Origin of the sequence: Nocardia sp. NPDC049149 (assembly GCF_043197455.1) — a bacterium.
Taxonomy (GTDB): domain Bacteria; phylum Actinomycetota; class Actinomycetes; order Mycobacteriales; family Mycobacteriaceae; genus Nocardia.
This window is the reverse complement of sequence record NZ_JBICTD010000002.1, coordinates 596,901-610,047: the sequence shown is the minus strand read 5'-3', so window position 1 is coordinate 610,047 and position 13,147 is coordinate 596,901. Positions and strand designations below refer to the sequence as shown.

Below are 13,147 nucleotides of genomic sequence, written 5' to 3'. Positions count from 1 at the left end.
GCATTCTGTCCTGTTCGGCTCGACCGAACCATCCATACTGGGTGATACACCATCGAGCTGCCCGCCGGGGCTGGCGAGGGGTGGACATCGAGGCGCGGCCCCAGCCGTTTCGATGGCCATATCCAGCCCCGTGGGCAGATTCGCACGGTTGCCGGAGGTCTCACCTCCGGTGGGCGAATTCGATGCGATCGGGTAGCGTTTCGCACAGCTTCGACAGTGGCGCCGCGCACGGATCGGAGGACGTGTGGCGGCTCGGTGGTGGAGGGGGTTTCGACCTGATGCGTCCCGACGCCGATCCGGTGCCTCGGCTGACCGAGGTGGTGACGCGTCGGCTCGAGGCCGATCCCTCGGTGACACCCTCGGTGGTCCGCACCGTATTGCGCGCCCTCGGCGGCGGCGAGAACGACGAGCGGACAACGACATTCGACGATTCCGGCATCTTCCTGCGCGCCATTCGGGTGCGTGGATTCCGCGGCATCGGCCCCGAGGCCGAGTTACAACTGCCGCCGGGGCCCGGTCTCACCCTGGTCGTCGGCCGCAACGGCAGCGGTAAATCCAGCTTCGCCGAGGCCGCCGAGCTCGTGTTCACCGGCGGAAATCGCCGCTGGGACGGACGATCCGCGGCCTGGCGCGAGGGCTGGCGCAACCTGCACGACGGCGACACCGCACGCATCGAGGTCGAGTTGCTCACCGCGGGCAGTGAGCCGCAGCTGACCATCGCCAAGGAGTGGGCCGCCGACGCGGACCTGCCCGACGCGCACTGGACCGAACAGCATCCGCCCGCCGCGCCAAGGTCTTTCGATATGGAACGCTGGGCAGGACGGCTGGAGCTGTACCGCCCGTTCCTGTCCTACAGCGAGCTCGGCGCGCTGGTCGACGGCAAGCCGAGCGACCTGTTCGACGCGCTGCACCAACTCCTCGGCCTCGACGAACTGACCTTGGCGCAGGAGCGGATTCGCCTGCGCCGCCTGGAATTGGAACGCGCCGTGCGGGATTCCCGCCAGGAGCGGCTCGAGCTGCTGGAAGCACTCGGCTCGGTGGCCGACGACCGCGCCGTTCGGGTGACCGGGCTGCTGCGACCCGCGCAGCCGGACCTCACCGCGGTCGGGCGCGAGGTGATCGGCACCTTCGACGATCCGGGCGGTCCCGCCGGTCTGCGCGCCATCGTCCGGCTCACGCTGCCCACCGCGGCGGAGGTCGCCGAGGTGGCCACGCGGCTCGCGGCCTGCGGCACGGCGCTGACCCGCGGCGCCACCGCGGACGCCGAGGCGGACCTGCGGGTGCTGGAACTGTTGCGCAGGGCCCGCGATCATCACGTGGCGAGCGGCGCGTGCCCGTGCCCGGTGTGCGGCCGCGGCGATCTGGACGAGGAGTGGGCGCGCGCGGCCGACGCCTCGATCGAGACGCTCGCCGCCAGAGTGGACGCGCTCACCACCGCCCGCACCGAACTCGGTCGAGCCTTGCGCGCTGCCAGGTCGCTGCCGGATCTTGTTCCGCCGGAACTGGATTTTGACCCGCGCAACCCGCCCTCGGTGGACACCGCAGCGGTCCGCAGGGCCTGGGCCGACTGGGCCGCGCTGACCTCCGCGGACTACACCGTCGATCTGCCGGACCGGCTGCGCGGCGCGCACGCCAGGCTCGTCGACGAACTCGACCTGGTGCAGCAGGGCACCCGCAAGGAGCTCGACCGCCTCGACGAGGTGTGGACGCCGCTGGTGCCACGGATCAAGAGCTGGCTGGAGGGTGCGCGCGAGGTAGCCGCGCACGCGGCCGAACTACGCACCGTCAAGAAGGCCGAGGAATGGCTCAAGTCGGCGACCGCAGGCCTGCGCGGGGAACGCATGACGCCGCTGGAGACCACGGCGCGCTGGGTCTGGCACACGCTGCGCCAGCAGAGCAATGTGGAGCTCGGCGCGATTCGCTTGCAGGGCAACGCGGGAACGGCCCGCCGGGTGCTGCTCGACGTCACGGTCGACGAGGTCGACGGCGCCGCGCTCGGCGTGATGAGCCAGGGCGAGCTGCATGCGCTCGGGTTGTCGCTGTTCCTGCCGAGGGCGACGGTCGAGGAGAGCCCGTTCCGCTTCGTGATGATCGACGATCCGGTGCAGGCGATGGACCCGGCGAAGGTGGACGGCCTGGCCAGGGTGCTTGCCGCGGTCGCGTGGACCAGGCAGGTCGTCGTGTTCACCCATGACGAGCGGCTGGCCGAGGCGGTGCGCCGGATGCAGCTCGACGCCACCGTGCTCGAGGTGCAGCGGCGGGATCGCTCGGTGGTCGAGGTGCGCGTGTCCAGCGATCCGGTCCGCCGCTACCTCGACGACGCACGGGCTTTGGTGCGCACGCCGCAGCTGCCGGAGGCCATCGCGGACGAATTGGTCGCCACCTGTTGCCGTTCCGCCGTCGAGGCCGCGAGTTTGGCGCGGGCCAGGCGCACCCTGCTGGCCGAGGGGATGAATCATCGTGACGTGGAACGTCACATCGATGGCGCGCAATCCACCAGGGCGAAGGTCGCGCTCGCGGTGATGGGAGTCGGCGGCAAGGTCGACGATCTCAACAAACATCTCATCGCGCGCGAAGGCAGGTGGGTGGTCGACGCTTTGCGGGACGCCACCGCGGGCGCGCATGTGCCGATCGGGCGCAGCATGCGCGAATTGATCACGGAGACCGAGAAATTCGTCGCATGGCTGGCGCGGTGACCGGGGCGCGCCGATGACCGGGCAGCGCGGGTCGAGGCCACGCCGCCGCGGCCCGGCGCGCGGCGGCCACACCAACGGGCGCCCGCCGCGCAAGCGCAGGCCCGGCGACGATGTCGAGCGCGAGCGCCCTTCGGTGGCGGAGCGGCTCGACACCGTGGATCGCCTGCTGTCCGGGTCGGTGACCGACGCGGGCGGGTTGTGGTCGCGTGCGACCGCGTGGATCCTGCGTATCGCGCTGGAGCAGTCCGTCGACGAGCTGTGGTTGCGCACGGCACCGGCGCTGGCCCGCTGTCCGATGCGGGCGCAGCTGATCGCGCTGCGCACCTTCGCGGGAGTCGAGGCGGCCGCGCAGGTGGCCGCGCTGTGGGCCGCACTGTCGCGGGCCGCCCATCATCACGATTACGAGCTCGCCCCGAGCGTCACTGACCTGCGGCGTTGGCGGGAACAGACGGTGGCGATCGCCGCGGCGCTGGCGTCGGTCGAGCGGCGCTGAACCGACGCCCCGAAACCGCTGCACCACAACCAGATCAGCACCCCGGCGTGCACCGTGACACCAGTGACGCGCGAGAATCGAGGGATGAGTGGGACGCGAGTATGTCCATGTGGCCGTGGCGAGGCCTTAGACGACTGCTGCGGACCGGTGCTGAGCGGGAAACGCGCGGCGGCCACCGCCGAAGCGTTGATGCGATCTCGCTACACCGCTTTCGCGGTCGGCGACACCGACTACTTGCGTCGATCGTGGCATCCGCGCACCAGGCCTGCCGAGCTCGAGCTCGATCCCGGTCAGCGGTGGCTCTTCCTGGAGATTCTGCGCACCGCCGACGGCGGGCTGTTCGACGACAGCGGCCTGGTCGAGTTCGTCGCGCACTACAAAGGGGAGGGCGGACGCGGCTCGCTGCACGAGGTCAGCCGGTTCCTGCGGGCCGACGGCGCCTGGGTCTATCTCGACGGCGAGATCGAGGCCTGACCGGTAGCGTTGGCTGGCATGTCCCGTGTTGCGATCGAGTACTGCACCCAGTGTCGCTGGTTGTTGCGGGCGAGCTGGATGGCGCAGGAGTTGTTGAGCACCTTCGGCACCGAGCTCGACGAGGTCGCGTTGATCCCCGGGGAAGGTGGCGTTTTCCGTATCACCGTCGACGGTGAGCAGGTGTGGGAACGCAAGGCAGACGGCGGTTTTCCCGATATCGCGCTGCTCAAGCAGCGGGTGCGCGACCGAGTCGCCCCCGACCGTGATCTCGGCCACGCCGATCGCCGAGACCTTGCTTCTCCCGCCGAGTGATCGCGGAGCTCAGCCGCAGCAGGATCCGCCGCAGCAGCCGCCGCCTGCCGAGCTGGGCGCCTGACTCACTGCAGGCGCCGCGCCACCACGGCTGACCGTGCCGAATGTGGTCAGCAACTTGACGGTGTCGGCATGGCCGCTGGGGCAGGACGCCGGATTCGACGACTCCGCCATCGGGCGATGCACCTCGAAAGTGTCCCCGCAGCTGCGGCACCGGAAGCTATAACTCGGCATTGAACAAGCGTAGCTGGTGCGTCGGATATCCAGGAGGCCTGCGGTGGACGTACCCTCGAAGAGGAGATCACGAGGTGCTGGCCCTATCGCAGCAAACCTGCAGCATACTGATGGGGCGTTGGCAGGAGGTGCAAACCATGGGCGAACGCGGCGAGCGATCGTTGAACACAGCCGAACGCGGCGAGCGATCGATCACGACAGCCACGGATGTGGTCATGGCGAAACCGATCGTCGGCGAGGTGCGGTCATGAGTATCCAGCTCGACACCGAACCCGCGGTCGGCGGCATCGAGCCCGTCGCGACGACGAACGCCGGTGCGGTGCGCGGCCGCTGGGACGGCCCGGTAGCGGTGTGGCGGAGCATCCCCTACGCCGCGGCGCCGGTCGGCGCCGACCGATTCCGCCCGCCGAGCCCGCCGCGGGAATGGGAAGGCATCCGCGACTGCGCCACGTTCGGCGAGATCGCCCCGCAGACCATGGGCAACATGGTTCCGGTCGATTCCGACCTGCGCATGGGCGAGGACTGTCTCTGGCTGAATGTCTGGTCGCCGCGGCGCGATCTCACCGACCTGGTGCACACCTTCGACAGTGGCGAACCGCGTCCGGTGCTGGTCTGGCTGCACGGCGGCGCCTACTGCCTCGGCACTGCGGCTCAGGGCATCTATGACGGCCGCAAGCTGGCCGAAGCCGGTGACGTCGTCGTGGTCACGGTGAACTACCGGATCGGTGCGCTCGGCTTCCTCGATCTGTCCTCGCTGCCCGGCCCCTTCACGCCGAATCTCGGCTTGTACGACCAGATTGCCGCGCTGGAATGGGTGCGCGAGAACATCGCCGCGTTCGGCGGCGACCCCGGCAACGTCACGCTGTTCGGCGAATCCTCCGGCGCGGGCTGTGTCACCGCGCTGATGACCTCGCCGCGCGCGGCCGGGCTGTTCCACAAGGCCATCGCCGAGAGTCCGCCCGCGACAACCGTCTTCGGCCAGGAGCGGGCGGCCGGTGTCGCTCGGCGCTTCCTCGAACTGCTGGAGTTGCCGCCGGCCAGGGCCGTCGAACTGCTCGACTGGCCGATCGAGAAGATCGTCGAGGTCGCGGCCATCCTGCTCGACGAGGTGCCGTTGAAGGAGCCGGGCAGGCTGGCTGCCGCGCCGGTGGTCGACGGGGACCTGCTGCCCGCCTATCCGATCGACCGGTTCCAGCACGGCCGCTCGCATCGGGTGCCGTTGTTGATCGGCACCAACAAGGACGAGGCGTCGCTGTTCCGGGTCTTCCGCTCGCCGATCATGCCGGTGACCCCGGATGCGGTGAACGCGATGCTCAACGATGTCGCGGCGAGTCATCCTGAGCTCTCGCACGAGCGCATCGCCGAAATCACCTCGGCCTACCCGGATCTCGACAAGACGCGCGGTGCGCTTGCCATGTCCGGCGACGCCGCGTTCCGGATGCCCGCCTACTGGGTGGCCGACGGGCATGCCCAGCATTCACCGACCTGGATGTACCGCTTCGACCATGCGACGCCGATGCTGCGGGCGGCGCGAGTCGGCGCGGGGCATGCCACCGAACTGCCCTATGTGTTCGGCAATTTCGGCTCGTTCAACCATGATCCGACGTTCTGGCTCGGCGGCCGCAAGGTGGCCATGGAGGTGTCGGGCCGAATGATGCGGCGCTGGCTCGCCTTTGCCACCCATGGCGTTCCTGCGGCGATCGACGGCTCGAAACACTGGCCGCCGTACCGGCCGTCGACGCGCACCACGTTGCTGATCGACACGGTCGACCGGGTCGTCGACAACCCCGACCGCGACCTGTACACCGCGTGGGGCGAACAGGCCGTCGGCTTCAGCTGAGGTATCCGGCCCCTACACCGTGGTGGGTTCGGGCGCGGCGGCGCGGTGGCCGAGGCGCACCGGCATCCGCTCGTACCCGTGCAGCGTGAACAGCTCCCTGCGCCGCGGTGTGCCGTCCAGCTGCAGGTCGGGGAAGGCGTCGAACAGTGCCTGCAGCGCGTAGACGCCCTCCATCCTGGCCAGGCTAGCGCCGAGGCAGACGTGGATGCCGCTGCTGAAGGACAAGTGATCCTTGGCATTCGGGCGGGCGACGTCGAAGCGGCCAGGGTCGGCGAACACGGCGGGATCACGATTGGCCCCGGCCAGCGAGAGCACGATGGTGTCACCTCTGCGGAGCTTTTCCCCGCCGATCTCGACGTCGCACAACGCGGTTCGCGCGGTCGTCTGTACCGGCGAGTCGAAGCGCAGCACCTCTTCGACGGCGTTGGGCCACAGCTCCGGGTCGGTGCGCAACCGCTCGAGCTGGTCCGGATGGCTGAGCAGTTGCACGACACCGTTGCCGATGAGGTTGACGGTGGTCTCGAAGCCCGCGCCCATCAGCAGGCTCGCGGTGGCCTTGAGCGCGTAGGTATCCAGCTCGCCCGCGCTGACCAGGCTGCTCAGGATGTCGTCGCCGGGCTTGCGACGCAACCGCGCGATGTGCTCGTCGAGGTAATGGTTCATCACCTCCATGGACTTCAACGCCCGCTTGTGCGTGCGCCAGGAGATGCCGACGTCGAGCAGCGGTGTCATCTGGTCACCCCAGGCCAGGAACAAGTCCTTGTCCTTCTCGGGGAAGCCGAGCATTTCGGAGATGATCGCGATCGGGACCTGGGCGGAGAACGCGGTGACCAGATCGGTGGCGCCGCCGGACGGCAGTGCCGCGAGCAATTCCTCGGTGACGGTCTCGACGCGGTCGCGCAGCCTGGCGATGGCGCGCGGGGTGAACGCGGAGGCGACCGGTTTGCGCATCTGCGTGTGCTCCGGCGGATCGATCACCAGCATCGAGGGCGGCTCGACGGGATTCGGCGGCAGCGGGAAGTATTTGGCCAGCTTCTGCACCGGCCCGGGGACGTCGAAGCTTTCGGGGGTGAGTACGCCGAAACGGTTGTCGCGCAGGATGGCTCGGGCCAGCTCGTGGTCGAAGCTGGCCCAGGAAATCGGCGTGCGGATCAGCCTGCCCCGGCTGCGCAGGCTTTCGATGAGTGGATACGGATCGGTGTACCCGGTGGGGCCACCCATCAATTCGGCGAACAGGTCCCCCCGCTTCGCCTGGGTGCGCAGCACCAAGCGCGGCGCGCCTTGCACGGACAGCCAGCGGAACCAATACTGTGGCTTCATCATTCACCAACCCCGTCGTTGTGCGATACGTCCCACCGTACGGAACCCGGTCAGCTTCTGGAACGTCCTCGAGTCGGACCTGCGCCTATACCGTGGTAGGAGTCGTCGGGAGATCGGCGAGCACACCCGCGGCATCGCTGTCCACGGTACTGCGCACAGGTAACGGCGAACCGCGATACCTGATTATCCGCGCTGGGCAGTGACCTTTTCGGACTCGATGCGCCGCTCGCGCTGCGCCGGATCGGGATTGACCACCTGCACGAGCGAGGCGCCGGCCGACAGCACCGAGACGAAGCCGTCGATCAGCTCGGCCGGGGTGTCCCACGGCGTGCTCGACAGCACCCGGTCGCCCTCCGAAAACCCTTGCCGCATGGCCGATTTCTTCGCCTCGGCGAGCACCTCGGCCACCGGCATGCCGTCCAGCGCGGCACCGGCGCCGCCAGGCAGGAACTGATCACCGTGCACCCGGACCGAAGTCGCGAAGTCGGTGACGCCGACCGGGAGGTCGCGCACCGGAGCGCCCATCGCGTCGAGCGACAGCGCCGCGACCTCGGCGACACCGTCGGCGTCGTCGAGCCGATCGGGCGTCACCATGGCCAGCTCGGCGTCCGCATCGGGGCGAAGCACCACCTCGGTGCCCGCCCACCAGCAGCCGAGCAGCACCGCGGCGGTCTGCCAGTGCGCGGGCAGTAGCACCGCGATCCTGGCGCCGGGACTGAGCCCGAACTCGTCGCGGATCAGGTTGGCGGTCTTGGCCGCCCAGTTCGCCAGCGTCAGCCCGGACAACTCGATCCTGGCGCCGGTGGCATCGTCGTAGTAGGTCACGCGCGGACCAGCGGGATCGCGCGCGAGGATCGGATCGAGCACCTTCTCGGTGAGAGTGAGTGCCTGGTCGAAGTCACGCATCAGCTGGTTCACGCCTGTCTAGTTCACGCATTTCGGTCCATTCTGGCCTGCGTCGATAGGTGGTGCCGGCGGGACGGGCGTTGCGGTGGCGCTCGACGTTCCGGAGAAATCGAACATGCTTGCTGCCGCCGAACCCGGACCAGAATAGTCGCTCGCCAGCACCACGCTCACCGAATCCGGGGACAGTGTCGCATCCGCGAGCACCGGCAGCCCACCGAGCTCCTTGGCCACCGCCTTCGCCTTGGCGTCCCCGGTGTTCGCGGCGAGCACCCGGCTGCCGGTGACGCTCCCGCCGGTGTAGTTGCCGACCACGCCCTCGCGGAAGCCCTTACCGCGCAACGCCTGCGCCACCTGGCCGGCCAGGCCGCCGACCCCGCTGGCGTTGTACACGCTGACGGTCACCGTCGCCGGATCGAACGCGGGTCCGTCCGGCTCCGTGGCCTTGGCATCGCCGACCAGCCCGGCGACATAGGACTTGACCGCCTTCGGGTCGACCCGCACCACCGATTCGCCGCCGCTGGTCATGTAGTTCAGATCGGTGACCGGGATCGTCTCGAAACTCACCTGGCCGCCCGAAAGGTCCTGCAGCTGTTGCAGGAACGCGAGCACGTCCCAGTCGTCGTCGAGCACGACGGTGCGCCCGACCGCATCGCTGAGCTGCTTCATCCGCCCCGGATTGCTGAGCGTCTTCGCGCTGAGCACCTGGCCGACCAGCTGCGCCATGAAGACCTGCTGGCGCACGATCCGATCGAGGTCGCCGCGCGGCAGGTTGTGCCGTTGCCGGACGAAGCTCAATGCCGAAGGGCCGTCGAGGCGTTGGCGTCCTGCCGGGAAGTCGGCGCCAGACATCCATTCGTCGACCGGATTGTTCAGGCACACGTCGACTCCGCCCACCGCGTCGGTGAGCAGCACGAAGCCGAGCAGGCTCACCTCGGCGTAGTGGTCGACGTTGATGCCGGTGAGGTTGGCGACGGACTTGACCAGTGCCTGGCGTCCGGCCTTGGTGGACTGCTTGTCCGCTTCGTCCTCGGAGACGCCCTGTTTGATCAGCTCGAGCCGCTGGGTTTCCTTGGTTGCCCCGTACGCGGAATTGATCTTGCCTTTGCCGAGCTCGGGAATGTCGACATACGAGTCGCGGGGGATGGAGATGGCGGTCGCGGACCTGCCGTCGTTCGGCACCCGGATCAGCACGATGGTGTCGGTGTTGGTGCCGACCTCGTCGCCCGCGTGCAGCAGCGCGCGCTCGCGACCGGTCAGCGGATTGCCGTGCGCGTCGGTGCGGCTGTCGACGCCGACCAGCAGGATGTCGACCGCGCCGTCGCGTCCGCCGCCGAGGCCGAGTCCGCCGATGCGCTCGATGTTGGCGATGAGGTTGTCGACGCTGCTCCAGGCGAACCCGGTGATGACAAGAACGAGGACGGCGAGCACCGCGGCGACGATCCGGACCGGACCGCCTGCGGGCAGCCGCGTTTCAGTGCCGCGCGGCCGAGTCATCGCAGACCTCGGTGCATTCGGCGAACTGCTCGGCCCGGACCGCGACGCCCGTTGCGGCTAACTTGGGTCCTCTCGACAACGCGACATCCTTCCAACAAGCTCCGATGCCTATTTCGACAACGCGGTGGACGCGACCACCCCACCTTTGCACAGCCCCCGCACCCTCGTAGCAAACCCAGGTTCGACACGGGCGCCAGCCGAGGGCAACTGAGGAGAAGGCTAACGAACAGCGGCTCGGACACCCTCAATTCGCAGGTGCGACGGCGTGCCAGACTGGGGCCGTGACCGCCTCGACCCCGTCCGCCACCGCCCGTCCCGCCCGCCTCGTGGTGACCGGGGCAGGCGGGCAGCTCGGGCAGGAACTGCTCCGCCTCGCGCCCGACGCCAGCGCCCTCGGCCGCCGCGATCTCGACATCACCGATCCCGCCGCCGTGCGCGCGGTCATCGAACCCGGCGATGTCGTGGTCAACTGCGCTGCCTACACCGCGGTCGACCGCGCCGAGACCGACACCGCTGCGGCGTTCGCGGGTAACGAAACCGGGCCCGCTGTGCTCGCGGCCGCGTGTGCGCGGGTCGACGCCAGGCTGATCCATCTCTCCACCGACTATGTGTTCCCGGGTACCCACGACCGACCGTACGAGACCACTGATTCGCCCGGCCCCGTGCTCGTGTACGGAAAGTCCAAACTCGCGGGCGAGCACGCCGTGCTGACGCTGGCGCCGCGGGCGCACGTGGTGCGGACCGCGTGGGTATACACCGGGCGCGGTAGCGATTTCGTCGCCACCATGCTGCGGCTGGAACGCGAACGCGACACCGTCGACGTGGTCGACGATCAGCTCGGCGCACCCACCTACGCCGCCGATCTGGCTGCCGCGCTGCTCGAGCTCGTCGGGCGCCCGGATGCCCCGCGCCTGCTGCACGCCACCAACGCCGGGCAGGCCACCTGGTTCGAGCTCGCCCGTGCGGTCTTCGCTGGTGTCGGCGCCGACCCGGAGCGAGTCCAGCCGTGTGACTCGTCCGCTTTTCCGAGACCCGCACGGCGCCCGGCATATTCGGTGTTGTCGCACCGTGCCTGGGACGACGCCGGGTTGACGCCATTGCGCCCATGGCGAGTGGCACTGGGGGACGCGCTGGCGCGGTTGTCCGACTAGGCTCCTAGCCCGTGACCGAATCCGATACCGCCGCCGCGGTGGGCCTGACCGTCGTCACGGTGACCTATTCGCCGGGCGAGCACCTCGAGCACTTCATCAGCACGCTGGCCGACGCGACCACCGAGAAGCCACAGGTGATCCTGGCCGACAACGGGTCGACCGACGGCGTGCCGGAACTGGTCGCCGAGGCCAATTCGCATGTGCGGCTGCTGCGCACCGGCGGCAACATCGGCTACGGCGGCGCGATCAACCGCGCCGTCGCGGAGATCGACCCCGACGTCGAATTCGTGGTGATCGCCAACCCGGACATTCGCTGGGGCACCGACTCCATCGACAAGCTGCTCGCCGCCGCACAGCGCTGGCCGCGGGCAGGCGCCCTCGGCCCGCTGGTGCTCGAACCGGACGGCAGCATCTACCCTTCCGCCCGGCGGGTGCCCGGCCTGCTCGACGGCGCAGGCCACGCGATCCTCGGCACGGTGTGGAAGACGAACCCGTGGACCCGCCGCTACCGGCAGGAAAACGAGGAGATCTCCGAGCGGACCGTCGGCTGGCTGTCCGGCTCCTGCCTGCTGGTGCGGCGCGCGGCCTTCGACGCGATCGACGGCTTCGACTCGCGCTACTTCATGTACATGGAGGACGTCGACTTCGGCGACCGGATGGGCAAGGCGGGCTGGCACAACGTGTTCGTGCCGTCCGCGGAGGTCACGCACGCGAAGGGGCACGCAGCGGGACGGCATCCCGAGACGATGCTGCCCGCGCACCACGCGAGCGCGTACCGCTTCCAGGCCGACCGGCATCCGCACTGGTGGCAGGCGCCGCTGCGGCTGGCGTTGCGGGCCGGACTTGCGGTGCGCTCCCGAATTGCGGTTCGATCTGCGCTGCGCCAGCAGGCACGCGACGCCGCATAAGCACAATTTCGCACAGCGTCGGTGTCAACTGACGCACGAACGCGGTGAGCAGGCACGCGGCTGAGCCACAATGGGCGAGGACTCGTGCCGCTCTGGCGCGGGCAACCGTCGATCCACTGTGAACAGGGGACCTTGAATGGCAGGAAACACAGGCACCGACGCCGTCATCCTGGTGGGCGGGCAGGGCACGCGGCTACGGCCGTTGACCCTGTCGGCGCCCAAGCCGATGCTGCCGACGGCCGGGCTGCCGTTCCTGACACATCTGCTCGCTCGCATCGCCGAGGCCGGGATCACCCATGTCGTGCTTGGCACCTCGTTCAAGGCCGAGGTCTTCGAGGAGCATTTCGGTGACGGCGCCGAGCTCGGGATCGAGCTCGAGTACGTCACCGAAACCGAGCCGCTCGGCACCGGCGGCGCCATCCGCAACGTGCTGCCCAAGCTGCGTGCCGACACCGTCCTCGTGTTCAACGGCGACGTGCTCGGCGGCACCGACCTCGGCGCGGTGCTCGACACCCACGAGTCGACCAACGCCGACGTGACGCTGCACCTGGTCCGGGTCAGCGACCCGCGCGCCTTCGGCTGTGTGCCCACCGACGCGGACGGCCGGGTCACCGCCTTCCTGGAGAAGACCCAGGATCCGCCGACCGATCAGATCAACGCGGGCTGCTACGTCTTCCGCCGCGAATACATCGAGAAGATCCCGTCGGGCCGCCCGGTTTCGGTGGAACGCGAAGTGTTCCCCACGCTGCTCGCCGAGGGCGCCCGCGTGCAGGCGCACGTGGACAGCTCCTACTGGCGGGACATGGGCACCCCGGAGGACTTCGTCCGCGGCTCCGCCGATCTGGTCCGCGGCATCGCGCCCTCGCCTGCCCTGCCTGGCCAGCGCGGCGAATCGCTGGTCCACCCCGGCGCCGGTGTCGCACCGGGCGCACTGCTCATCGGCGGCACCGTCGTCGGCCGCGGCGCCGAGGTCGGCGCAGGCGCCCGCCTCGACGGTGCGGTCATCTTCGACGGCGCGGTCATCGAGGCAGGCGCCACCGTCGAACGCTCGATCATCGGCTTCGGCGCCCGCATCGGCCCGCGCGCGCTGGTGCGCGACGGCGTCATCGGCGACGGCGCGCAGGTCGGTGCCCGCTGCGAACTACTACGCGGTGCGCGGGTGTGGCCCGGCGTCGAGATCCCCGACGGCGGCATCCGTTTCTCGACAGACGTGTAATTCCGCGAAGTCGCCCAACGGATTTCGGGCATTTCCCGGAAGCGCTCCGCTGCCGCAACCGGCCCCACAACGCGCGAAGGGCCCGCAGATCCTGCGGGCCCTT

Annotated in this window: 13 protein-coding genes; 9 read left to right on the top strand and 4 right to left on the bottom strand. The window is 69.4% G+C overall.

Annotation, left to right across the window (positions count from 1 at the left end):
- Positions 1–182 precede the first annotated feature (182 nt).
- From ACGFNJ_RS08530 to ACGFNJ_RS08515, 4 genes are all read left to right on the top strand, one after another.
- Positions 183–2,696: an AAA family ATPase gene (locus ACGFNJ_RS08530; RefSeq protein ID WP_393444925.1), complete on the top strand. Its 2,514-nt coding sequence runs from the start codon at positions 183–185 to the stop codon at positions 2,694–2,696.
- Positions 2,697–2,709: 13 nt separating this feature from the next.
- Positions 2,710–3,189, top strand: a complete 480-nt coding sequence (locus ACGFNJ_RS08525) for a hypothetical protein (protein ID WP_393444923.1) — start codon at positions 2,710–2,712, stop codon at positions 3,187–3,189.
- An 84-nt stretch (positions 3,190–3,273) separates the two neighbouring features.
- Positions 3,274–3,663: a YchJ family protein gene (locus ACGFNJ_RS08520; RefSeq protein WP_069163990.1), complete on the top strand. Its 390-nt coding sequence runs from the start codon at positions 3,274–3,276 to the stop codon at positions 3,661–3,663.
- An 18-nt stretch (positions 3,664–3,681) separates the two neighbouring features.
- Positions 3,682–3,975, top strand: a complete 294-nt coding sequence (locus ACGFNJ_RS08515; protein ID WP_393444921.1) for a SelT/SelW/SelH family protein — start codon at positions 3,682–3,684, stop codon at positions 3,973–3,975.
- A 9-nt stretch (positions 3,976–3,984) separates the two neighbouring features.
- Here the strand turns inward: ACGFNJ_RS08515 and ACGFNJ_RS08510 are convergent, their stop codons facing one another.
- On the bottom strand, positions 3,985–4,209 hold the full coding sequence (locus ACGFNJ_RS08510) for a zinc ribbon domain-containing protein (RefSeq protein WP_393444918.1): 225 nt from the start codon (positions 4,207–4,209) through the stop codon (positions 3,985–3,987).
- A 74-nt stretch (positions 4,210–4,283) separates the two neighbouring features.
- Between ACGFNJ_RS08510 and ACGFNJ_RS08505 the strand changes: the two genes are divergently transcribed.
- Positions 4,284–4,460, top strand: coding sequence for a hypothetical protein (locus ACGFNJ_RS08505; protein WP_393444915.1), 177 nt, complete (start codon positions 4,284–4,286; stop codon positions 4,458–4,460).
- Positions 4,457–6,049 carry a carboxylesterase/lipase family protein gene (locus tag ACGFNJ_RS08500; protein WP_393444913.1) on the top strand — a complete coding sequence of 531 codons (1,593 nt, stop codon included), beginning with the start codon at positions 4,457–4,459 and terminating at the stop codon, positions 6,047–6,049. The genes ACGFNJ_RS08505 and ACGFNJ_RS08500 overlap by 4 nt, the downstream gene beginning before the upstream one ends.
- A gap of 12 nt (positions 6,050–6,061) precedes the next feature.
- Here ACGFNJ_RS08500 and ACGFNJ_RS08495 read toward each other — a convergent pair whose 3' ends face one another.
- The 3 genes from ACGFNJ_RS08495 to ACGFNJ_RS08485 all read right to left on the bottom strand — a co-directional run bounded on the left by ACGFNJ_RS08495 (position 6,062) and on the right by ACGFNJ_RS08485 (position 9,769).
- Positions 6,062–7,369, bottom strand: coding sequence for a cytochrome P450 (locus ACGFNJ_RS08495; protein ID WP_393445907.1), 1,308 nt, complete (start codon positions 7,367–7,369; stop codon positions 6,062–6,064).
- A 183-nt stretch (positions 7,370–7,552) separates the two neighbouring features.
- Positions 7,553–8,275 carry a TIGR03089 family protein gene (locus ACGFNJ_RS08490; RefSeq protein ID WP_393444911.1) on the bottom strand — a complete coding sequence of 241 codons (723 nt, stop codon included), beginning with the start codon at positions 8,273–8,275 and terminating at the stop codon, positions 7,553–7,555.
- An 18-nt stretch (positions 8,276–8,293) separates the two neighbouring features.
- The gene (locus ACGFNJ_RS08485; protein ID WP_393444909.1) at positions 8,294–9,769 is read right to left on the bottom strand and encodes an LCP family protein; all 1,476 of its coding nucleotides are present in this window, start codon (positions 9,767–9,769) and stop codon (positions 8,294–8,296) included.
- 281 nt (positions 9,770–10,050) lie between these two features.
- Between ACGFNJ_RS08485 and rfbD the strand changes: the two genes are divergently transcribed.
- The 3 genes from rfbD (at position 10,051) to ACGFNJ_RS08470 (ending at position 13,044) form a co-directional block, all read left to right on the top strand.
- Positions 10,051–10,920: a dTDP-4-dehydrorhamnose reductase gene (gene rfbD, locus ACGFNJ_RS08480; RefSeq protein ID WP_393444907.1), complete on the top strand. Its 870-nt coding sequence runs from the start codon at positions 10,051–10,053 to the stop codon at positions 10,918–10,920.
- Between the two features lie 11 nt (positions 10,921–10,931).
- Entirely contained in the window at positions 10,932–11,828 is an 897-nt protein-coding gene (locus ACGFNJ_RS08475; protein ID WP_393444905.1) for a glycosyltransferase family 2 protein, read from the top strand.
- A gap of 136 nt (positions 11,829–11,964) precedes the next feature.
- Positions 11,965–13,044: a sugar phosphate nucleotidyltransferase gene (locus ACGFNJ_RS08470; RefSeq protein WP_393444903.1), complete on the top strand. Its 1,080-nt coding sequence runs from the start codon at positions 11,965–11,967 to the stop codon at positions 13,042–13,044.
- The last annotated feature ends 103 nt before the right edge of the window (positions 13,045–13,147 follow it).

Excerpts from the sequence above, each read along its gene's own strand:
- ACGFNJ_RS08525 (WP_393444923.1), top strand. The coding sequence starts at position 2,710 with ATGACCGGGCAGCGCGGGTCGAGGCCACGCCGCCGCGGCCCGGCGCGC.
- ACGFNJ_RS08530 (WP_393444925.1), top strand. The coding sequence starts at position 183 with ATGCGATCGGGTAGCGTTTCGCACAGCTTCGACAGTGGCGCCGCGCAC.
- ACGFNJ_RS08515 (WP_393444921.1), top strand. The coding sequence starts at position 3,682 with ATGTCCCGTGTTGCGATCGAGTACTGCACCCAGTGTCGCTGGTTGTTG.
- ACGFNJ_RS08490 (WP_393444911.1), bottom strand. The coding sequence starts at position 8,275 with ATGCGTGACTTCGACCAGGCACTCACTCTCACCGAGAAGGTGCTCGAT.
- ACGFNJ_RS08520 (WP_069163990.1), top strand. The coding sequence starts at position 3,274 with ATGAGTGGGACGCGAGTATGTCCATGTGGCCGTGGCGAGGCCTTAGAC.
- ACGFNJ_RS08470 (WP_393444903.1), top strand. The coding sequence starts at position 11,965 with ATGGCAGGAAACACAGGCACCGACGCCGTCATCCTGGTGGGCGGGCAG.
- ACGFNJ_RS08485 (WP_393444909.1), bottom strand. The coding sequence starts at position 9,769 with ATGACTCGGCCGCGCGGCACTGAAACGCGGCTGCCCGCAGGCGGTCCG.
- ACGFNJ_RS08495 (WP_393445907.1), bottom strand. The coding sequence starts at position 7,369 with ATGAAGCCACAGTATTGGTTCCGCTGGCTGTCCGTGCAAGGCGCGCCG.
- ACGFNJ_RS08500 (WP_393444913.1), top strand. The coding sequence starts at position 4,457 with ATGAGTATCCAGCTCGACACCGAACCCGCGGTCGGCGGCATCGAGCCC.
- ACGFNJ_RS08510 (WP_393444918.1), bottom strand. The coding sequence starts at position 4,209 with ATGCCGAGTTATAGCTTCCGGTGCCGCAGCTGCGGGGACACTTTCGAG.